The following is a 19,611-nucleotide window of genomic DNA, read 5'->3' as shown; positions in this document are numbered from 1 at the left end:
TCGGGGGGCGGGGGTGCGCCGGTGCCGTTCTTTGTCACGCCTGTCCGCCCCTGGCGACATTCATGTCCCGGCCGGCCAGGAACGCGTCGCCGCCGCTGACGTGCGCTTCCAGCGTCATCGAGCCCGTGATCTGCTGCTCCGGACTTCCGGCGGTGCGCAGGTCTTCGGCGAGCAGTGTGCGCAGCTCGTCCACGGTGTCCGGCCGGGTGGCCATGAGGCGGATGATGCGGGCCTGCCACTCGGCGGCCAGCAGCCCTTGGAGCTCCGTGTTGTCGCCCGTCTGCTCTGCCTGGATCAACTCGGCTCTGGCTTCGGTGAGTTCCTCCTCGACGCGTTCCGGGTGCGCGGTCCGCCACAGCGACAGGACCGACGACTTGACCGCGTCCCAGCCGTCCGTCGCCAGCAGGTCGATCAGGCGCGCCGCGGCCACGGATGCCAGTCCGGCCAGTTCCACGCTCGTCTCCATGTCTTCTCCTTGCTTCTCAGCGCCCGTGGGCCGCGATCGCGGTCATGGTCAGGTGGGAGGCGATGAACACGTGGTCGCCGCCCACCGTCCACAGGAATCCCACGTCGGGCTGTCCGGGGTCGCTGTACTTCCACCGGGCCCGGCCGGTGGACGCGTCGATGGCCCACAGTGTCTTGGCGCTGTCGGTGGCGAATACGGTGTCGGACGAACACTGCGCGTTCCTGCCGCCCAGCCTGAGGGATGCGTTGAACAGGTTGGAACGGCCTCCTTCGCCGGCGCCGTCGAGTGTCGCGACCCACCGGGGCGTGCCGTCGGCCGTGGCCAGGGCGGCCAGCTCGCCGCCGACCGGTACGTAGACGGTCGCGCCGTCCAAACTGGCGAAGGGGGTGCCGAACTTGACGTTGTCCCCGTTCCTGGCCTCGAAGCGCTGACGCCACTTCTCGCTGCCGGTGGCCGCGTCGACGGCGAGCAGCGTGTCGCCGTCGCCGCCGGCGAACAGGAACAGCCCGGCGGCGTAGCACGTCATGGGCCAGCCGAGGGTGAAGTAGGACGAGGCGTGCGGGACGGAGACCTTCCAGCCGCGAGCCCCCTTCCTGCCGGCGTCGATCATCTGGACACGGCCGGGCTTCTTGCCCGGCACGGCCGAGGCGGCCAGCAGAAGGGAACCGGAGGGCGGCACGAGCACGTTGTTGATGTCGGTGCCGTCCACCTGCCACAGTCTCTTGCCGGTGGTGGCGTTGAACGCGCGAATGTAGCCGGTGGTCGGATCCTCGACCGAGAACTTCCCGTCCAGATCACGCACCTGCCCGCATACGTACACCGTGTTCCCCGCGGCTGCCACGTAGTTGCTCGGGTACATCGACACGAGCTGGGGGCCGCCGGGATCGCTTGCGGCGAGATGGCTGGCCCACTTGACCTTCCCGCCGGCGGCGTCGAACGCTGCCAGCACGCCTGAGCGGTTCGGCGTGTCGCAGAGCAGGTAGAACACCCCGTCCGTGTAGGCCGTGGGGTACCTGTGACTTCTCGTGCCGTAGTCGTTGGTGGTGTTCAGCGGGTCGAACGCGGAGTCTCCGGTCGCGGCGTCCAGGAAGGACGTGGCCGTGTCCGTGACCACCATGACCACCTTGTCGGAGGCTTCCAGGCAGGTGGGGGCGTTTTTGCCGGTCTTCGACCATGCCTTGGCGGCGTCGGGTCCGGCCAGTACGACCCGCTCCGGTCCGTCCGCCGGGGACGAGGACGCGGAGGGGGTGGGCGTGGTTCGCTCGCCTGGCGGAGGAGCCGGCCGCGTGGTGGTCCCGGGCCCGCCGGCCCGGCCTTCGGGAGCCGGGGACGAGTCGCCGGAGAACGCGAGTGCCGCTGCGCCTGCGCCGAGCAACGCCGCGCCCCCGGCCAGAGAGATGATCAGGTTCCGGCGGCTGACGCCTGTGCCGCCGGTGCGCACCGGCGGCACAGGAACGGGGCCCCAGGCGCCGCCCCCGGCAGCGGAGCCCGCCGACGCGGCGGCCGCGGCCATGTCGGCGGTCACCGCCGGTGGCAGCCAACTGCCTGCCGGTGCGGGCAGGTTCTGATGCTCCAGGTAGTCGACGAGTTGCTCCGCGGTGGGGCGGTCCGACGGTCGTGGGTACAGGCAGCCGCCGATCACCTCGCGCAGCGACGCGGGCAGGGCTCTCGTGTCCTGCTCGCCTCCGGAGGCTGCGAACAGCACGGTCGATCCCAGGTCGAACATGTCGCCGGTCGGTGAGGGCGCCGGGTTTCCGGTGGTTCCCGGTATGCCCAGGGCGCTGATGCGGGGCCCGTCCATGGTCAGCAGCACCGCGTCCGGGCCCACTTCGCCGTGGATCGTCCCGGCCTCGTGGAGGCCGGCCAGCGCTCGGGCGAGGCCGTCGGTGAGCACGCGCAGAGCCGGTTCGCTCAGCACTCCGTGCCGGTCCACGGTGTGCCGGAGGGACAGTCCGGCGGTGAACCGGGTCGCCAGCCAGGGGACCGGCGCGTCGGCGTCGGCGTCCACCACCGGCAGGAGGAAGGCGCCGGACAGCGTGCGGGCCGTCTCGACGGCGGCTTTGAACCGGTTCCGGAACCCCGGGCTCGCGGCGAGTTCGGGTCCCACGACCGTGACCGTGACGAGCAGTCCCTCGTCCGTGCGGGCCGTGAAGAGTTCATTTCCGCCGACCGTGCGCTCTCTGTTGAGCAGCGCGTACGGTCCGATCCGATGAGTTCCCTCTGTTGCGGGATGGTCCACCGTGAGCCCCTCACGCCTGCCTGATCGTTAGGTCACGGGCCGCCTGGTAGGCGCTGCCGCCGCCGGACACATGGGCGGTCATGGTCGTGGACGGGTCCGGATCGGCGGCCGGTGCCCCGCCCTGCCCGGATTCGGCGGCGGGGGCGGCGGCGGTTCCGGGTAAGAGAGCGGTCAGCGCGTCGCCCAAGTGGTCCAGTGCGTGCGGCAGATGGGTCTCCGGGACGCGGAGGAACTGCAGACGGGCCAGCTCCTTGATCTCGGCCGGCAGCGCAGAGGCGTCGGGCAGCATCGTCGCGTCTCCCAGGAGGACGGGGACGACGCGGTTTCCCTCCCGCAGAGCCGTCGCGATCTCCAGGCGGACCCAGTCGTGAGCCCGGTCCAGGAGCCGCATGCCGTTCTCGTCCCGCGCCTCGAGCCACCCTGGCCCGATCAGTACGCACATGAGCTCGCACCCGGCGGCCTGCCGCCGCAGGATCTCGGCGAAATCGGCCCCGGGCGGAATCGACTGGCCCGACTTGAAGATCGCGTCGGCGCCCAAGCGGTCGGACAGCGAGCGGTAGACGCGGTCTCGCATCCACCGGGAATCGGATTTACGGAAGCTGAGGAAGATGCGTGGCACAAGTGCCCCCTCTCCGTGAGGTCTTGACGTCACAGATGGTGCTCACCCTAGGGGCGGAGCAGGCGCGCGGTGAGTATTCACCGAGGATTGAATAGCGGCCGCGGGGCTCCGTACGCTGGCCGGTATGGATCCGGCAGACGGCACGGCGGGGACGGTCTCGGCGGGGAACGCCGGCACGCGTCTGCCGCCGGGCGACTTCGGCGTCGTCCTGGCCACGCTTCGGGCGCGTCACGGCTGGAGCGTGCGCGAGTTCGCCCGGCGGGCGAACGTGTCCGAGGGGCAGATCTGCAATCTGGAGAGCGGACTGCGCAACCCGTCGCCCGCCGTGGCGGCGGCCTGTGACGCGGCCTTCGGCACCGGCGGGGAACTGGTCGAACTGGCCGGGACCGGGCATCGCGGCGCCCGGATTGACGACATCGTCGAGTCCGGCCCGGTGATCGCCGGATACGAGCGCGTGCTCGGGGAGCTGAAGGGCATCGGCAGGTCCACCGGGCCGAGGTTCGTCACCGCTTCCATGAAGTCGATCATCCGAATCCTGACGGACGCCGGCCGGCACGCCGTCGGCACACAGCAGGCCGAAATCCTCCTGCTGGCCTCGAAGTTCGCCGAATACACGGGGTGGATGGCGCAGGAGGCGGGAAATCCCGCGGAGGCATTGCGCTGGACGGGTCTCGCTGTCCGCTGGGGCGCGGACGGCGGGGACGAGACGGTGGCCGCCTACGCCCTGGTCCGCAAGGCGTCCATCGCCCAGCACCGCGGTGACACCTGTGCGGCGATCGGATTCGCCGATCAGGCGGCCCGGCACCCGGCGGCCAACTCGGTGATCCGCGCCCACGCCGCACGACGCGCGGCGCTGAGCCATGCGCGCCGTGGTGACGCCGGAGCCTGCCGGGACGCACTGGAGCGGTTCGCGAGCCACGCCGCCGAGATCGGCGCCGGCCGTCCGCCTCACTGGGGCCCACGCGTCGAGAACGGCAGCGCGCACCTCCTCGAAGCGTCCTGCATGCTCAGCCTCCGTCGCTTCGACCTGGCCGCCGGTCTCTTCGCCACCGGGCTCGGACCGGCCGGCTTGGTGGACAGCAACTCCCGGGCCCGTTTCGCGGTCCGGCAGGCGACAGCCCTGGCGGGTGCCGGCTCGCTCGACGACGCCTGTCGGATCGTGGATGCCACGCTGCCCGTGATCAGGGTCATCGACTCCGCCACCGTCCGCGCGGAGCTCGCCCGGTTCGTGGAGGAGGCGCGTTCCCGCAGAGCCGGCCCTGGCCAACTCGCCCTGATCGACGCGTCGGCCGCCCTCGCGACCGGCTGACCGTACGGAGCACGGATCAAGGCTCCCGGCCGGCCCCGCCCCGCGGAGTTTTCGGCTCACCCGCCCACGCCGAGGCCCTCAGCCGATACGCATCTGGGCCATCATGCCCATGGCCGAGTGGTCGAGCAGGTGGCAGTGGTAGACGTAGGTGCCGCGGTAGGTGTCGAAGACGGCGTGCAGCCGTACGGTCTCGCCGGGCAGCAGGCGCACGGTGTCCTTGAGGCCGGACTCGGAGGCGTCCGGTGCCCGGCCGTTGCGTTCGAGGACCCTGAACTGCACCAGGTGCAGGTGGAAGTTGTGCGGGACCAGGGTGCCCGGATTGGTGACGGTCCAGATCTCGGACGCTCCGTGGCGTATGCGGGTGTCGATGCGGTCGTGGTCGAAGACACGGTCGTTGATCAGGCCCTGGGCGCCGGGGGCTCCGCTCTCGTCGCTCATGCGCATCTCGAAGGAGCGTTCCGTGGTGGCGGTGGGCAGGGGCGGCAGGGTGCGCAGCACCGGCGGGACGCGGCTGGGGTCGGGGGCGGTGCGCACGACGTCGAACCGCAGGACCTGGCCGACCTGTTCGGGGGTGCCGGGGCCCACGGTGTTCTCCAGGACCAGTCGGGTGCCGAGCGGGTAGCGGGAGAAGTCGACGACGATGTCGGCGCGTTCGGCGGGTGAGAGCCACAGGTCGGTCGTGGGGGCGGGGGTGGGCAGCAGGCCGCCGTCGGAGCCGATCTGGATGAAGGGGCTGCCGTCGGCGAGGCGCAGGCGGAAGAATCGCAGATTGGAGGAGTTGAGCAGCCGGAAGCGGTACTTGCGGGCGGCGACCTCGAGGTAGGGGTAGGGCTTGCCGTTGGCGAGGAGGGTGGTGCGGCCCAGGGCGTCGTCCATCTCGTAGACGAGGGTGTTCTGTTCGTCGAAGCGGGCGTCGCGCAGGGCGATGGGGATGTCGTAGGCGCCGGCGGGCAGCGGCAGGGCCTGCTCGGTGTCGTCGGTGAGCAGGTAGGAGCCGGACAGGCCGCGGTAGACGTGTTCGGACTCGTGGTGGTGGGCGTGGTCGTGGTACCAGAGCGAGGCGTGCGGCTGCCGGTTGGGGTAGGTGTAGGTGCGGGTGGTGCCGGGGGCGAAGGTGTCCATGGGGCCGCCGTCGTCGCCGGGCGGTACGGACGCGCCGTGCAGGTGGACGGAGACGGGGTGGTCCAGGGCGTTGCGGTGGTGGACGACGACCGGGCGGCCGGATCTGGCTCTGATGGTCGGGCCGGGGAAGTGGCCGTTGTAGGTGAGGACCTCGGTGCGGACGCCGGGGAGTATCTGTGCGCGGGTGCGGCGCTGGGTCAGGACGTAGGTGTCCTTGCCGCCGGCGGTGGACACGGGTTCGAGGACGGGGGGTTGCGGGAGGGGGACGGCGAACAGGGGGACGCCCTGGGGGTGGGTGCCGGCCCGGGCGCTGCGCGCCTGGAGCAGGGGGGTGAGGGCCGCGGCGGTGGCCAGCGAGGCCGTGGTCGTGGCGAGGGCCGTGCCGAGCACGCGGCGTCGGGTGACCATGATCTTCTCCCTCGAGGGCAGGTTCTGGGCCCGGTGAGTGCAGCACGGCCGGCTCGCACGGCGGTGGGGTGCGGCTGACGGGCGCGGGGCGGGGCGATTGCGGGGGTGTTGCGCCGTGCTCCGTATACCTGGGGCGTCGGTCGCGCCGCCTGGGAGGACGTTGTCGTGGATCTTCGGTACTGGCTTCCGCGTGCGGTGGACGTCTTCGAGCGGTTCGGGGAGCGGTTCGGTCCGTTCGCCGCCCATCCCAGTCACCGGATCGACGACGCGGCGTTCGCGCCGGTGTTCGAGCGGTTCGCCAAGCGGATGGACGACAACTATCCGTTCTTCCATCCGTCGTACGCGGGGCAGATGGTCAAGCCGCCGCATCCGGCGGCCGTCGTCGGCTATGTGACGGCGATGCTGTTCAACCCCAACAACCATGCTGCGGAGGGCGGTCCGGCGACCACCGAGATGGAACGCGAGTGTGTCGCCGCGCTCGGTGCGATGTTCGGTCTGCGGGAGCCGCTGGGCCATCTGACGACCAGCGGCACGATGGCGAACCTGGAGGCGCTGTACGTGGCGCGCCAGTCCCATCCCGACCGGGGGGTCGCCTACAGCTCCGAGTGCCATTACACGCATGAGCGGATGTGCCATGTGCTGGGCGTGGAGGGTCACCGGGTGCCGGTCGACGCGCGGGGCCGGATCGATCTCGAGGCGCTGGAGCGGTTGCTGGCGACGGGCCGGGTCGGGACCGTGGTGGTGACGCTGGGGACGACGGGGCTGGGCGCGGTCGACGAGGTGCACGAGGTGCTGCCGATGGCGCGCCGCCACGGGGCGCGGGTGCATGTGGACGCGGCGTACGGCGGTTTCCACGCGCTGCTGGGCCTCTCCGCGGACCCGGTGGGGCTGGACCCGCGGCCGTGGGCGGCGGTGGCCGGCTGCGACTCGGTGGTGGTCGACCCGCACAAGCACGGTCTGCAGCCCTACGGCTGCGGGGCGGTGCTGTTCAACGACCCGGGAGCCGGGCGGCATTTCGCGCACGACTCCCCCTACACGTACTTCACGCGGGCAAAGCTGCATCTGGGCGAGATCAGCCTGGAGTGTTCGCGGGCGGGTGCGTCGGCGGCGGGCCTGTGGCTGACGCTGCAGCTGCTGCCGCTGAGCCGGGACGGCTTCGGCGGGATGCTCGCCGCGAGCCGCCGGGCGGCGCTCGCCTGGGCGGATCTGCTGGCCGGCTCCGACGTGCTGGAGCTGTACCAGCGGCCGGATCTCGACATCGTCACGTACGTGCCCGCGGTGCGGCCCTTCTCGCTGAGCGGCGTGGACGCGGCCTGTGAGCGGTTGCTGCACGAGGGCATGTACGCGGCGGACGATCCGGTGTTCCTGAGTGTGCTGCGCGCGGACGCGGACGCGTTCGCGCGGCGTCATCCGCACGTGGTGCGGGACGCCGGTGCGGCACGGGTGATGCGCAGTGTCCTGATCAAGCCGGAGGCCGAGCTCCGTCTCGACCGGCTCCACGCCAGGGTGGAGCAGTTGGCCGCCCTGGCCGCCGGGAGACGGTAGAGGCCCCTTTCTCCGCGGGCCGGTCCGCCGGCGAGCGGGAACCGGTGCCGCTCTCCGTGAGGCGCGGGTACGGGCACGGCTGTGCCGTGCCCGGTGCCGGCGGCGCGGCGGGTACGGCGGCCGGGCCCGTGAGCCGGGCGGGTCCGCCCCGCGGGCGGGGTGTACGGGGCGCGGACGGCCGGCGCCGTTCTCTTTGGAGGGATGGGTCCCTTGTCCTCGTCAACAGTTCCGGTGATACCGGTGTCTGTCGGGTCGCCCGCGTCGCGGGCGGATTCCGACGGGTTGGCCGCTCTGCTGGCCGATGCCTTCTTCGACGATCCGCTCACCCGGTGGATCACTCCCGACGACGGGCGCCGCGCCGCGGTGCTGCCCGGCTTCTTCCGGGTGTTCCTCGACATGTCGTTCGCGTTCGACGCGGTGCGCACCACCGCCGGGCGGGACGCGGTGCTGACCTTCCTGCCGCCGGGCGGCTGGGAGGAGGTGGAGCGGCACCATGACGCCTACGGGCGGCGGTTCGCCCACGTGCTGGGCGAGGACGCGGCCCGGCTGTCGGTGATCACCGCTCTGCAGGCGGCGCGCCATCCGGTGGGCCGGGCGCACTACTACCTGGCGTTCGGCGCGGTGTCTCCCCGGGCGCGCGGCGCCGGTGTGCTGGCGTCGCTGGTGGGTGAGGTGACGTCTGCCGCGGACGCGCAGGGGGTGGGTGTGTACGGGGAGGCGAGTTCGCCCGGCGGGCGGGCCGCGTGCCTGCGGCACGGTTTCGCACCGTTCGGGGCGGCCGTCGTGCTGCCGGACGGCGGGCCGTCGCTGGAGCCGTTGTGGAGGGACCCGCGATGAGGGGCGACGAGACGCTGAGGATCTACTCCCCCTCCGAGGTGGAGCAGGACATGGTGCCGCCTGAGCATGCCGGGCCGCTGCGGCAGGTGCTGGAGTGGAGCCGTGAGTTCCTGGTGAGCGGGCATCCGTCGCTGGGCCGCAGCGGCCCCGTGTGCCCGTACACGCAGCCGTCGCTGCGCCGTGACCTGTTCCTGCTGGCCGTGCCGGCCACGGGGACGGACCGGGCCGGGCTCGCGGACGCGGTGGCGCATCTGCGGGTCTGGTACGAGAAGCTGGCGGTGGACCTGGACGCGGAGGACCGGGAGCTGCTGACGCTCTTGATGGTGCTGCCGCATCTGGACCGGTCGGACTCGGCGCCGCTGGACGCGCTGCAGCGGGCGGCGAAGGACGAGTTCGTCGCCGAGGGGCTGATGATCGGCCAGTTCCATCCGGTGTGCGCGGAACCGGGCCTGTGGAACGAGGACTTCCGGCCGCTGCGTGCGCCGGTGCCGCTGCTGGCGGTGCGCCGGCTGCTGGTGTTCGACCTGCCGTTCCTGGTGAACACGGACCTGCATCTGTCGCACTATCTGCGGCAGTTCGCGCCGGGCATACCGGCGCGGATGCGGGACGAGCTGGTGAGCCGGGTGGTGTCCTGACCGGTCGGCACACGCTGCTGCCCCGGCCCCCTGTGACAGGGGGCCGGGGCAGCGTCGTGCGCGGGCGAGGCGGTCAGGAACGGGCGGGCATGCCTCGACGGCCCGGTCAGGGGCGCAGGCACTCCTCGAGGAAGGCGAGGGCCCGCAGATGGTAGGGGCGGGCGGCCCAGCCGAGGCTGATGTTGTGGCCGGCCGCGTCCTGGCGGTCGACGCGGACCCGGGGCGAGGCGCTGAGGCGGGCGGCCATCGCGGTGAGGGCGGCGTCGTCGGTGTGCCACCACTGTTCGTGCTCGGCGAAGGTGAGGCGTACCGGGACCCGCACGCGGGGGGCGAGCTGCCGGTAGCGCAGCGGCCAGGGCGGGCCGGGGTCGTGCTCCTCGCGGCGCGGGGTGGGGGCCATCAGGGCGCGGGCGCCCCGGAAGGTGCCGGGCGGATAGAGGTGCATGGGGCCCCAGTTGAGGCCCCAGGCGCCGCCGCCGAGGGTGGCCGGGAAGCCGCGGGCGGCGGGGGCGTAGTAGTGGCCGAGGCCGGAGATGTCGAGGCCGATCAGAGTGCCGGCGGTGTCGTCGGCCGCGGCGTGCAGGGCGAGCTTTCCGCCGTAGGAGTGGGCGAGGAGGAAGAACCCGGCGCCGGTGGGGTGTTCGCGGGCGAACGCGGCGAGGGCCCGGTGCAGGGTGGCGGACTGCTCGGCGAGCGGCTGGCCGTCCGGGTGGCGGTGGGCGAGGCGGCCGTGGCCGGGGCGGTCGACGGCGAGGACCGGGTGGCCGAGACGCGCGGCGAGGGTGAGCAGCGACAGGTCGGGGTGGGCGGGCGAGTGGAAGTAGCGGGCGTGCATGCCGAGCCCGTGGACGGCGACGACGACGGCCCGTGGCTCACCGGCGGCCGGGTGGGGTCTCGCGTACAGGGCGGACAGCTGAAGGGCGCCGGCGTCGAGGGTGATCTCCTCGATCCGCACGCCCTGGTCCGCCCCGGTCCCGTCCGCGACGCCCTGATCCGCGGCGGTCCGGTCCGCGGGGGCCTCCGGCCCCGGCCGGGCGGCGGGTTCGGGAGTGGCCGGCCGTAGCGGGGCGGGCACGGGCGTCGCCGGGACCCGGGACGGCGCGGGTACGGGGGCGGCTGCCGCCCGGGGCGGCGCGGGCGCGACGGGGGGCGGTTCAGGCGGCCGGGGCATGGCGGGTGCCGCTGACGGTGGGCCAGGCGTGCAGGTCCTCGGTGCGCAGCAGGGCGGTGGCGATGAGCAGGCCCCGGTAGCCGGCCCGCAGCAGGCGGGCGGCGGTCTCGGGGGTGTCGATCGCGCTGGCGCTGACCGGGCAGGGGGTGCCGGCGGCGGTCAGGGCGGGCAGCAGGGCCAGGCTGCGGCTGATGTCGCCGCTGTCCTGTTCGCGGGTCTTGATGTCCTTGTTGTTGACGGCGATCACGCACTCGTCGGCGTGCGGGACGTGTTCGAGCTCGGCCTCGCCGGTGATCTCGACGAACGGGGTGAGGCCGGTGCGCAGGGCCGCGGTGACCAGGGAGCGCATGCTGGAGGCGGGCAGCAGGGCGGCGGTGAGCAGCACGGCGGACGCGCCGAGGGTCCTGGCGGTCTCGAGCTGGTCGCGGCGGGTGATGAAGTCCTTCTGGAGCAACGGGAGTTCGGTGAGCCGGGCGACGTCGCGCAGCAGGTCGGGGGTGCCGCCGAACCAGCGTCCGGTGACCACGGAGATGCAGGGGGCGCCGGCGGCCTCGTAGCCGGCGACGATGTCGGCGGGGGTGCGGCCCGACATGAGGTCGATGCCGTGCGCGTCGCGCCGCTTGACCTCCATGACCAGGGGGCGTTCGGCGCCGAGCAGGGCTTCGATGAAGCGGGACGACGTCATGGTGCTCCTTCGCGTGCGAGAGGTGCGGTGCGGTGCGCCGGCCCGGCCGCTTGGAAGGCAGGGTGGACCGGCGCACATGAGCGGGGGCGCAGTGCCGGTGGAGGGCGCGGGCGGTGCGCCGGAGCGGCCGGGCGCCTTCAGGGCAGCAAAGCGCGCCGGGGGCAAGCGGGGTGCAAGGGGGCCGCGGGCCTGTCCGCCCGGCGCGCGGGGGGTGCGGGCGGGGTGGGGGGCCGAGGTGTTGCGCCGGCGTTGCGGGGCGTGTGGTGCCCCGGCCGGACGCGCGGGCGGGCCGCCCGGGGCGTGAGGGGCGGACCGTGCACCCGCGGGGCGCTTATGTCGGGAATGTCACTGTGCGGGGGTGGTGATTTCCCGCGGGGGCGACGCATACCCTGTCGCTGTCCTCCGCTGTGTGCGGTCCCGAGCATCTGGAGCTCCCTGGTGGAACGCGTCCGCGGCCCGCTCGTTCCCGGGCAGGCCGGTCCCAAGGCGCCCCGGCCGCCCGGTGAGCTTCCCGTCGACGCTTCCAGGCCGCGCAGCCCTCTCGTCCCGCCGCAGGCCGGCCCCCCGCAGGTCACCGGGCCGTCGCAGACCGGGCCGTCGCAGGCCGCCCCGGCCGCCGGGCTCGAGGAGCTGCGCCGGCGGGCCGCCGAGGTGCTGCTGGGCAACTGGACGGGAGCTTCGACCGTCCCCTCCCCCGCCCTGTATCCGCACCAGTGGAGCTGGGACTCGGCGTTCATCGCCATCGGGCTGCGTCATCTGTCGCCCGAGCGCGCCCAGCGGGAGCTGGAGACGCTGCTGGGTGCCCAGTGGGACGACGGGCGCATCCCGCACATCGTCTTCAACCCGGCCGTGCCGCTCGGGGCGTACTTCCCGAGCCCCGACTTCTGGCGGTCCTCCACGGCGGGCCGGGCGGCGGGCGCCCCCGCCGCGACCGAGACGTCCGGCATCGTGCAGCCGCCCGTGCACGCGCTGGCCGCCTGGCTGGTCCACCGCAGCGATCCGGACCTCTCGCGCCGCCGGGGCTTCCTGGAGCGCGCCTGGCCGGCGTTGGTGGCCTGGCACGACTATCTGCGGCGCTGCCGCGACTTCGGCGGCGACGGGCTGGCGGCCGTGCTCCACCCGTGGGAGCCCGGCATGGACAACAGCCCCTGCTGGGACGAGCCCCTCGACCGGGTTCAGCCGGCCCCGGCCGGCTCCTTCCGGCGGGCCGACCTCGGGCACGGCGACCGTGCGGACCGGCCCACCGATCTGGACTACGGCCGCTATGTCGCCCTGGCCGCGCACTACCGGGACCACGGCTACCGCGACGCGGGTACCGAGCACGCCTTCGTCGTCGAGGATCCCGGCTTCAACGCGCTGCTCGCCCTGTCCGAGCACGCGCTGGCGGCCATCGCCGGTGAGCTGGGGCAGGACGCCGCGCCGCACCGGTCACGGGCGCGGCGTCTGACCGCCGCGCTGGTGGAGCGGCTGTGGGACGAGGAGGCCGGGCTGTTCCTGTGCCGGGACGTGCGCACCGGCACCCTGGTGCGTGACAGGAGCGTCACCGGTCTGCTGCCGCTGGCGCTTCCCTCGCTTCCCGGTCCCGTCGCGCAGGCGTTGGTGCGCACCATGACGGGGCCGCATTTCGGGCTCGGTACGGCCTGTGGGCTGGTGCCCAGCTACGACCTGCGCGGCCGGGCCTTCGACGCGTCCCGCTACTGGCGCGGGCCGGCCTGGTTCAACGTGAACTGGCTCCTGGAGCGCGGGCTGCGGCAGCACGGCGAGGCCGGCCTGGCCGACGCCCTGGAGCGGGCGGTGCTCGCCTCGGCCGGTGGTTCCGGTTTCGCCGAGTACGTCGATCCGCACACCGGGCAGGCGCGCGGCGCGAGAGGTTTCAGCTGGACCGCCGCCGTCGTCCTCGATCTGCTGGCCCGCACCGGCCGGGACGAAACGGCGGCGGCCGCCGCGGCCGGTGCGGTGCGGGCCGGCGGGTGACGGGTCCCCGCCCCGTGGGGCGGGGACGGCGTCATGTGCCCAGTCCCAGCATCGAGGCGATGCGGTTGTACTGGATCTCGTTGGTGCCCGAGTAGATCGTGCCGCCGACCGCGTTGCGCACGTCCTGCTCGAGCCCGTACTCGGACATGTATCCGTGGCCGCCGAAGATCTGGACGGCGGCCAGTGAACTGGTCACGTTGGCCTGGCTGGTGAGCAGTTTGGCGATGGCCAGGTCGGTGGTGACGTTCTCGCCGTCGACGAGGCGCTGGGCGGTGTCGTAGAGCCATTTACGGGCTGTTTCCAGTCCGATCTTGGTGTCGACGATCTTGTTGGCGATCGATTGGTAGGAGCCGATGGGTCTGCCGAAGGAGCGGCGGGTCTTCGCGTAGTCGACGCAGCGGTCCAGCCGGTGCTGCATCTCCCCCACGTTGACGACGAAGGAGAAGAGGATCTCCCGTTTCATGACGTGGTCGAGGACGATGAACCCGCCGCCGACCCGGCCCAGTACCCGGGTCCTGGGGACGCGGCACCCGTCGAAGTACAACTCGCTCAGCGGCGAGGTCCGCAGGCCCATCTTCTTGATCGGGTTGCCGACGGTGAGGCCGGGGGTGTCGCGGTCCACGAGGAACGTGCTGACCCCGAGCGCCCCGCCGTCAGGGCGGGTGCGGGCGTAGACGACGAACACGTCGGCGACGGGGCCGTTGCTGACGAACGTCTTGCTGCCGTTCAGCACGAAGTGGTCCCCGTCGCGCTCGGCGCGCGTGGTCATCGCCATGGCGTCGGAGCCGCCCTCGGACTCGGTGATGGCGTGGGCGCCGATCGCTTCGCCGGAGGCGATGAGTGGCAGGTACCTCTCTTTCTGTTCGGGGGTGCCGAACAGGGTCAGGGGGATGCCGGTGCTGGCCAGGGTGGTGGTCACCGAGAAGTTCAGGCCGGCGTCGCGGCAGTGCTCCCCGAGGGCTTCGAGGACGTACATGGTGGTGAGGAGGGACTGGCCGAGGCCGCCGTGGTCCTCCTCGAAGGGCAGGGCGAGGATGCCGGTCTTCTGGATCAGTTTCCACTTGTCCCAGGAGAACGTGGCCTGCTCGTCCCGTTCTATGTGATCGGCGCTGAGCGCCTCACCCCACCGTGCCAGGCCTTCGCGGAGCTCGGCCTGTTCGGTGTTCCATCGGATCACTGCGGATCGCCTTCCGGTTTGCGCGTGTCAGTACGCGGAGGAGACGTGCTCGTCGAGGCTGTGGACCTCGTCGCCCCTGAGGGCCGGGCTGAAGACGCACACGAGCCGCAGGTCCTCGTGGGGGCTGGCCACCAGGTAGTGGGCGTCGTGCTGGTCGAGCGCGTACATGCGGCCCGGGGTGATGGGGTGGGAGGTGCCGTCGAGTTCGATGACCTCTCCGGAGCCGGCGATGCAGTAGCAGGCCTCGAGGTGATTGCGGTACTCGAGGCGGGACTTGGTGCCGGCCAGGACGACGGTGTCGGTGAGCGAGTAGCCGACGCCGTCGGACGCGAGGAGGAAACGGCGGCTGACTCCGTTGCCCCAGTCGACGGTCTTCACGTCCTCGATGTCGCGGATGATCATGGTCAACTCCGATCTGGGTCTTGTGCGGCGCCGTGCCGCACGCTCCGGACGGACCCGGGGCGCGGCCTGCTGCCACGCCGTCGTGTCCTGCTCCCCGGCAGCCGGCGGCCGGCGGGGGCGTTCAAGGGGCCGCGGGTGCGGCGAGGCCTCACCCCGGGGCGGGCGCCTCCTTCGGGGCGCCGCTGCGCAGCCGCTCGGCCAGGGCGAGGGCGGCGCCGGAGGCGACGGCCTCCCGGGCGGCGGCGAACGCGGTTCGCCAGTCGCCGTACCGGCCGGAGGCCAGGGCGAGGGCGGCGGCGTTGAGGCACACGGTGGCGGTGGCGGCCCGGTGGGCACTCCCGTCGAGGACGGCGAGGAAGTGGTCGGCGGCGTCGGCGGGCGCGACGGGGCGCAGGGCCTCGAAGTCGCCTCCGGTGCCGGTGAGTTCACCCGGCGGCAGCCGCAGGAGGGTGCCGTCGTTGATGTGGACGGTGTTGTCGGCGAAGCCGAGGAGTTCGTCGGCGCCGTGGTCGTTGGCGGTGAGCCAGATCCGCCGGCCGGTGACCGTGCGGGCCAGTTCGCGCAGGTCGGGCAGCGGCATGGCGGCGCTGACGCCGGTGACCTGGGCGGTGACGGGCAGGTCGGCGAGGAAGGGGCCCAGCGCGTTGAGGAAACGGCCGAAGGGCTTCATGCCGAGCGGTGCCACCGTGCGGGCCAGACGGGTCAGTTCGGCGGGGTAGACGAACGGGCCGGCGAACGCGATGCCGTGACGCTCGAGCATCTGCTCGGTCTGCTGGTAGGAGGCGGTCAGGCGGATGCCGAGCCGCTGGAGCAGATCGATCGAGCCGAGGCTGGAGGTGTAGGCGCGCGAGCCGGTCTTGACGACCGGGACGCCGGCTGCCGCGGCGGTGAACGCGGCGGCGGTGGAGATGTTGAAGGTGGAGGGCCCGCCTCCGGTGCCGACGATGTTGACGGTGCCGGGCCACGGGCCGGGCCGGGCGGTGGTTCTTCGTTCCTGCAGTGACTCCAGCAGGGCGTGCAGGGTCCGGTGGCCGGGGAGGCTGGTGGTCAGGGAGGCCAGCAGGGCGACGGCCTGCTCCTTTCCGAGCGTGCCGTCGCCGAGCCGGTCCCACAGTGATCGCCAGGTCTCGCGCTCGGTCACCTCTGCGCCTGCGAGCAGGCCGGTGAGCGCGGGATGCATGGCTAGGAGGTCACCCCCTGGCGCGTCTGCGCGATGAAGGCGTCGATGGCGTTGACGCTGCGGAAGTTGTCGGGGTCGAGGTCGGCGTCGCCGACGGCGAGCTGGAAGTGGTCCTCGACCCAGGCGATGAGCTTGAGCACGCCGAGGGAGTCGATGACGCCGTCGGAGAGCAGGTCGTGGTCGTCGCCCAGCTCGTGGACACCGAGGTCCGGCAGGAACTCCTCGATGACGAACTTCTTGATGGTGTCGTTGTGGCTCATGACGTCCTTCCTCGGTCCGGGATCAGTTCGTTGCGTCGGCCGGACGCGGTGCGCCCGGCGTGTCGGGTGGTGGCTGTGGGCCGGGTCGGGCCGGCGGTCCGCCGGGCGGCCGGGCGGGCCGGGGTTCGCTGCGCGCCGCGGCCGGCCAGGTGGAGCAGGCCGTCGACGTCGCGGCGTACGAGGTCGCCGGTGCGGAACCAGGTGCGCTCCTCGCCGGTGGCGGTGCCGGTGACAGTGGCGATGGCAGTGGCGGTGGCGGTGGCGGTGGGTGTGTTGCCGGTGCCGGGTGTGGGCGTGGGCGTGGTGCGGCGCCGGGTGCGGTTCAGGTGGCCGCCCGGCGACCTGAAGGGGGTGGCGACGTACAGCTCGCCGGTGCCCGGGCCCTTCACGGGGGTGCCGCGTGCGTCGACGACGAGGGCTCTCACACCGGGCAGGGGCCGGCCTATGGGGACGGGAGGGAAGACGGTGGCGCCGGTGTCGACCTCGTGGATGAAGCTGGCGCCCGTCTCGGTGCAGCCGTACACGTTGTGCAGGCGTGCGCCGGGGAACAGGTGCGGCAGCGCGGCGAGGACACGGTCGGGCAGGGCGCCTTTGGTGAACACGGCGTGGCGGACACCGTCCAGGGTGGTGCCGGTGCGGCGGGCGGCGTCGGCGAGCAGCCCGTACAGCGCGGGCGGGCCCTGGACGACGTGGACGCCGTGGCGGGTGAACAGCTCCAGCAGCCCCGGGCCGTCCGCGGTCGTGGCCGTCTGCGCGATCACGACGGTGGCGCCGCTCGCGAGACTGGTCCAGATGTCGAGGAGGCTCAGGCCGGAGTGCAGGGGTGCGTGGCTGAGGACGTTCGTGCCCTCCTCGATGCCGAAGGCGCCGGCGGCCCAGCCGGTGCAGCGGTCGACGGCCCGATGGTCCAGCGGCACGATCCTGGGCGGTCCGCCGGAACCGGAGGCGGCGAGCATGAACGCGGCGGGCTCACCGGCCGGGCGGTGCGGGACGCCGGCGGTGGTGGCGGGCGCCGGGCGGCGTCCGCGCCCGTACCCGGGGACGTGACCCGCCGGCCTCCGAACGGGGACGACATGCTCCTGTCCCTGCCCTTGCGCCTGCGCTTGCCCGTGGTCCTGTCCGGGGGTGAGGACGCGGGTGCAGCCGGCCCGGGCGAACAGGTCGTTGAGCAGGGCGGCGGGAAGCGCCGGGGGCGGCAGCAGGAACGGCCGCTTCGACAGCAGGCAGGCCAGGACCAGGGCGATCGCGGCGGGCGAGGTGCGGGCGAGGATGCCGACGGTGTCGCCGGGGGCGATGCCGAGCACCGCGAAGCGTTCCCGTTCGCGGCCTGCCGCCTCGTACAGGGCGCGGTAGGTGGTGTGTTCGCCGCGCCAGATCAGGGCGGTGGCGTCGGGCCGGTGGCGGACCTGGGTGAGGAAGCCGCCGAGGAGGCCGGTGGGCCTGTTCATCGCAGCTGTGCCCAGCCGCTTTTGACGGCGGGTCCGTTCGGGGTCCGGCAGGCGAAGCGCACCACAGTGCGGGCGGCGTCGGGCTGGAGGGTGATGTCGAGGGGGACGCCGGGGGCCACGGGGGCGGAGAAGCGGCCGCCGAAGGCGTGGACACGGGAGATGTCACCGGCCGCGTAGCGGTCGGCGATCTCCTCGCAGGCCAGGGCGATCACGCTCATGCCGTGGGCGATGACCGTCTCGAAGCCGGCGCCGCGGGCGGCTTCCGCGTCGAGGTGGATGGGGTTGAGGTCGCCGGAGGCGTGCGCGTAGGCGCGAATCGACTCCTCGGTGAAGGTGTGCGAGACGGTGGCCGTCTCGCCCGCCGGCCCGGCTGAGGCGGGGGCGCCGGCCGTGGGGATGTCGCCGAACGGTTCGGTGCCGCGGGCGCCGACGAGCAGGGCGTGGGTGGTCAGTTCGGCGAAGACGGCGCCGTCGTCGCCGGCCAGGCGGGTACGGACCGCGATACGGGTGCCGCGCGGCTCCCGCCGGGCGCCGGCGACGTCGAGCAGGACGGTGACGTGTTCCCGGGCGCGTACGGGCCGCTCGAGACGGATGTCCTGGCCGAGGTGGACCACGGACGCCTCCTGTGCCGCGGTCAGCGAGCGGACCGTCTGGTCGGCGAGCGCGTGGCCGAGGACGAAGGTGTGCACGGGCGAGGCGTGGGGTGTGGCCGCGGTGGGGAGGCCGAGGCGCACGGCGGTGCGGTAGGCGTCGATCTCGGCGGCGCTCGCGGTGTGTTCGGCGCTGCGGGCGAGGGCGGGGGTCGTCGTCATACCGGCGCCACCACCAGGGAGGCGTTGTGACCGCCGAAGCCGAAGGAGTTCGACAGGGCGGGGCCGGAGGCGATGGTGCGGGGGCTGTCGTGGACCACGTCGATGTCCAATCCTGGTTCGAGGCGCTGGTGGTTGGCGGTGGGCGGTACCTCGCGTGCGCGCATCGCGAGGACGGCGGCGACGAGTTCGACGGCGCCGGCGGCGCCGATGAGGTGGCCGATGACGCCCTTGGGGGCGGTGACCGGCGGGCCGCCGGAGCCGAACACCTTGTTCAGGGCGGCCGCTTCGGCCCGGTCGTTGTGAGGGGTGGAGGTGCCGTGCGCGTTGATGTGTGCGATGTCGGCCGCAGTGAGGCCGGCGTCCGCGAGGGCGGCCGTCATGGCGCCGGCCGCGCCCGAGCCGTCGGGCAGCGGCATCGACAGGTGGTGCGCGTCGGACGTGGCGCCGTAGCCGGCGACTTCGGCGTAGGGGCGGGCACCGCGGGCGCGGGCGTCGTCGGCGCGTTCCATGACGACGAATCCGGCCCCCTCCCCCATCACGAATCCGTCGCGGTCCGCGTCGAAGGGCCGGCTGGCCCGTTCGGGATCGTCGTTGCGCAGGGAGACGGCGTTGAGGTTGCCGAACCCGGCGAGGGTGACGGGGGTGAGGGTGGACTCGCAGCCGCCGGCGATGACGACGTCGGCACGGTGGGTCTGCAGCAGCAGCCTCGCGTGGCCGATGGCGTCGGCGCCGCTGGCGCAGGTGGTGGCGATGGTGGTGGCGGGGCCGGTCCAGGAAAGACGCATCGCGATCTGGGCGGCGGCCGCGTTGGGCATCGTCATCAGCGGCATCAGCGGGTTGACCCGGTGCGGGCCGTGCTCGGTGAAGTGGGCGGACTCGGCGTCGCTGGTGGCCCGCCCGCCGACCGCGTTGCCCACCACGATCGCGGTGCGGGCCGGGTCGGGGGCGGGGGCGCCCGCGTCCTGGTGGGCGGCGAGCGCGGCACTCGTCCCGTACAGGGCGAACGGGTCCATCCTGCGGGCGTCCTTGGCTCCGACGAGGCCGAGGCCGTCGAGTCCGCTGACGCGGCAGCCGATCCGTACCCGGTGGCGGGCGAGGTCGAGGTGGGTGAGACGGGCGGCGGTGGAGCGGCCTGCGCGCAGGCCGGCCATGAGGTCGTCCGGGGTGCAGCCCGCCGGTGTGACCACGCCGATGCCGGTGATCACGACCGGGGGTGGGGTGGAGGTTGCCATGATGGGTTCCCGTTTTCGTCTGTCCGGTTCTTCCGGCGGGTGCGGCCGGCCGGCGGGTGCGGTCGTCCGCCGCGTCGCGTGCGCGTTGCG

General features: G+C 73.1%; 18 protein-coding genes. 5 read left to right on the top strand and 13 right to left on the bottom strand.

Translation table 11 applies throughout. The features are described from left to right. Positions 1 to 34: 34 nt before the first annotated feature. The 3 genes from ACFYV1_RS31560 to ACFYV1_RS31550 are packed head-to-tail and all read right to left on the bottom strand — an operon-like array spanning position 35 to position 3,324. Positions 35 to 466: a hypothetical protein gene (locus tag ACFYV1_RS31560; RefSeq protein ID WP_389399056.1), complete on the bottom strand. Its 432-nt coding sequence runs from the start codon at positions 464 to 466 to the stop codon at positions 35 to 37. A gap of 16 nt (positions 467 to 482) precedes the next feature. Further along, on the bottom strand, positions 483 to 2,705 hold the full coding sequence (locus ACFYV1_RS31555; protein WP_389399055.1) for a PQQ-binding-like beta-propeller repeat protein: 2,223 nt from the start codon (positions 2,703 to 2,705) through the stop codon (positions 483 to 485). A gap of 10 nt (positions 2,706 to 2,715) precedes the next feature. After that, positions 2,716 to 3,324: a toll/interleukin-1 receptor domain-containing protein gene (locus ACFYV1_RS31550; RefSeq protein ID WP_389399054.1), complete on the bottom strand. Its 609-nt coding sequence runs from the start codon at positions 3,322 to 3,324 to the stop codon at positions 2,716 to 2,718. A 124-nt stretch (positions 3,325 to 3,448) separates the two neighbouring features. On the opposite strand from ACFYV1_RS31550, the gene ACFYV1_RS31545 reads away from it, so the two are divergent. Continuing rightward, the gene (locus tag ACFYV1_RS31545; RefSeq protein ID WP_389399053.1) at positions 3,449 to 4,633 is read left to right on the top strand and encodes a helix-turn-helix domain-containing protein; all 1,185 of its coding nucleotides are present in this window, start codon (positions 3,449 to 3,451) and stop codon (positions 4,631 to 4,633) included. 78 nt (positions 4,634 to 4,711) lie between these two features. Here ACFYV1_RS31545 and ACFYV1_RS31540 read toward each other — a convergent pair whose 3' ends face one another. Further along, complete coding sequence (locus ACFYV1_RS31540) at positions 4,712 to 6,163, bottom strand: multicopper oxidase family protein (protein WP_389399052.1); 1,452 nt, start codon at positions 6,161 to 6,163, stop codon at positions 4,712 to 4,714. Positions 6,164 to 6,328: 165 nt separating this feature from the next. On the opposite strand from ACFYV1_RS31540, the gene ACFYV1_RS31535 reads away from it, so the two are divergent. The 3 genes from ACFYV1_RS31535 (at position 6,329) to ACFYV1_RS31525 (ending at position 9,180) form a co-directional block, all read left to right on the top strand. After that, entirely contained in the window at positions 6,329 to 7,708 is a 1,380-nt protein-coding gene (locus ACFYV1_RS31535; RefSeq protein WP_389399051.1) for a pyridoxal phosphate-dependent decarboxylase family protein, read from the top strand. 282 nt (positions 7,709 to 7,990) lie between these two features. Next, complete coding sequence (locus ACFYV1_RS31530) at positions 7,991 to 8,545, top strand: hypothetical protein (protein ID WP_389399050.1); 555 nt, start codon at positions 7,991 to 7,993, stop codon at positions 8,543 to 8,545. Continuing rightward, positions 8,542 to 9,180 (top strand): DUF6875 domain-containing protein, encoded by a 639-nt coding sequence (locus ACFYV1_RS31525; protein ID WP_389399049.1) that lies wholly within the window; start codon positions 8,542 to 8,544, stop codon positions 9,178 to 9,180. The genes ACFYV1_RS31530 and ACFYV1_RS31525 overlap by 4 nt, the downstream gene beginning before the upstream one ends. Before the next feature lie 106 nt (positions 9,181 to 9,286). Here ACFYV1_RS31525 and ACFYV1_RS31520 read toward each other — a convergent pair whose 3' ends face one another. Both ACFYV1_RS31520 and ACFYV1_RS31515 read right to left on the bottom strand, forming a co-directional pair. Next, entirely contained in the window at positions 9,287 to 10,135 is an 849-nt protein-coding gene (locus tag ACFYV1_RS31520; RefSeq protein WP_389399129.1) for an alpha/beta hydrolase, read from the bottom strand. A gap of 199 nt (positions 10,136 to 10,334) precedes the next feature. Next, the gene (locus ACFYV1_RS31515) at positions 10,335 to 11,036 is read right to left on the bottom strand and encodes an indole-3-glycerol-phosphate synthase (RefSeq protein WP_389399048.1); all 702 of its coding nucleotides are present in this window, start codon (positions 11,034 to 11,036) and stop codon (positions 10,335 to 10,337) included. A gap of 438 nt (positions 11,037 to 11,474) precedes the next feature. Here ACFYV1_RS31515 and ACFYV1_RS31510 point away from each other — a divergent pair, with 438 nt between their 5' ends. Beyond that, complete coding sequence (locus ACFYV1_RS31510; protein WP_389399047.1) at positions 11,475 to 13,010, top strand: trehalase family glycosidase; 1,536 nt, start codon at positions 11,475 to 11,477, stop codon at positions 13,008 to 13,010. Positions 13,011 to 13,041: 31 nt separating this feature from the next. Here ACFYV1_RS31510 and ACFYV1_RS31505 read toward each other — a convergent pair whose 3' ends face one another. From ACFYV1_RS31505 to ACFYV1_RS31475, 7 genes are all read right to left on the bottom strand, one after another. Further along, positions 13,042 to 14,187, bottom strand: a complete 1,146-nt coding sequence (locus ACFYV1_RS31505; RefSeq protein ID WP_389399046.1) for an acyl-CoA dehydrogenase family protein — start codon at positions 14,185 to 14,187, stop codon at positions 13,042 to 13,044. 27 nt (positions 14,188 to 14,214) lie between these two features. Continuing rightward, on the bottom strand, positions 14,215 to 14,589 hold the full coding sequence (locus ACFYV1_RS31500) for an ectoine synthase (protein WP_389399045.1): 375 nt from the start codon (positions 14,587 to 14,589) through the stop codon (positions 14,215 to 14,217). Positions 14,590 to 14,737: 148 nt separating this feature from the next. After that, a complete protein-coding gene (locus tag ACFYV1_RS31495; protein ID WP_389399044.1) occupies positions 14,738 to 15,769 on the bottom strand; it encodes a hypothetical protein in 1,032 nt (343 codons plus the stop codon). Between the two features lie 2 nt (positions 15,770 to 15,771). Then, a complete protein-coding gene (locus tag ACFYV1_RS31490; protein WP_389399043.1) occupies positions 15,772 to 16,029 on the bottom strand; it encodes an acyl carrier protein in 258 nt (85 codons plus the stop codon). Then, positions 16,026 to 17,477: an AMP-binding protein gene (locus ACFYV1_RS31485; RefSeq protein ID WP_389399042.1), complete on the bottom strand. Its 1,452-nt coding sequence runs from the start codon at positions 17,475 to 17,477 to the stop codon at positions 16,026 to 16,028. The genes ACFYV1_RS31490 and ACFYV1_RS31485 overlap by 4 nt, the downstream gene beginning before the upstream one ends. Then, positions 17,474 to 18,289, bottom strand: coding sequence for a MaoC family dehydratase (locus tag ACFYV1_RS31480; RefSeq protein WP_389399041.1), 816 nt, complete (start codon positions 18,287 to 18,289; stop codon positions 17,474 to 17,476). The genes ACFYV1_RS31485 and ACFYV1_RS31480 overlap by 4 nt, the downstream gene beginning before the upstream one ends. After that, positions 18,286 to 19,521 (bottom strand): beta-ketoacyl-[acyl-carrier-protein] synthase family protein, encoded by a 1,236-nt coding sequence (locus ACFYV1_RS31475; protein ID WP_389399040.1) that lies wholly within the window; start codon positions 19,519 to 19,521, stop codon positions 18,286 to 18,288. Before ACFYV1_RS31475 ends, ACFYV1_RS31480 begins: the two co-directional genes overlap by 4 nt. Positions 19,522 to 19,611: the final 90 nt, after the last annotated feature.

The sequence above is a fragment of the Streptomyces sp. NPDC003023 genome (assembly GCF_042888225.1).
Lineage (GTDB): Bacteria > Actinomycetota > Actinomycetes > Streptomycetales > Streptomycetaceae > Streptomyces.
This window is presented reverse-complemented; position numbering and strand designations above follow the sequence as displayed.

Bases quoted from the DNA above. Each gene is read 5' to 3' on its own strand.
- ACFYV1_RS31560 (WP_389399056.1), bottom strand. From the start codon at position 466: ATGGAGACGAGCGTGGAACTGGCCGGACTGGCATCCGTGGCCGCGGCG.
- ACFYV1_RS31545 (WP_389399053.1), top strand. From the start codon at position 3,449: ATGGATCCGGCAGACGGCACGGCGGGGACGGTCTCGGCGGGGAACGCC.
- ACFYV1_RS31540 (WP_389399052.1), bottom strand. From the start codon at position 6,163: ATGGTCACCCGACGCCGCGTGCTCGGCACGGCCCTCGCCACGACCACG.
- ACFYV1_RS31525 (WP_389399049.1), top strand. From the start codon at position 8,542: ATGAGGGGCGACGAGACGCTGAGGATCTACTCCCCCTCCGAGGTGGAG.
- ACFYV1_RS31515 (WP_389399048.1), bottom strand. From the start codon at position 11,036: ATGACGTCGTCCCGCTTCATCGAAGCCCTGCTCGGCGCCGAACGCCCC.
- ACFYV1_RS31500 (WP_389399045.1), bottom strand. From the start codon at position 14,589: ATGATCATCCGCGACATCGAGGACGTGAAGACCGTCGACTGGGGCAAC.
- ACFYV1_RS31495 (WP_389399044.1), bottom strand. From the start codon at position 15,769: ATGCATCCCGCGCTCACCGGCCTGCTCGCAGGCGCAGAGGTGACCGAG.
- ACFYV1_RS31490 (WP_389399043.1), bottom strand. From the start codon at position 16,029: ATGAGCCACAACGACACCATCAAGAAGTTCGTCATCGAGGAGTTCCTG.
- ACFYV1_RS31485 (WP_389399042.1), bottom strand. From the start codon at position 17,477: ATGAACAGGCCCACCGGCCTCCTCGGCGGCTTCCTCACCCAGGTCCGC.
- ACFYV1_RS31480 (WP_389399041.1), bottom strand. From the start codon at position 18,289: ATGACGACGACCCCCGCCCTCGCCCGCAGCGCCGAACACACCGCGAGC.
- ACFYV1_RS31475 (WP_389399040.1), bottom strand. From the start codon at position 19,521: ATGGCAACCTCCACCCCACCCCCGGTCGTGATCACCGGCATCGGCGTG.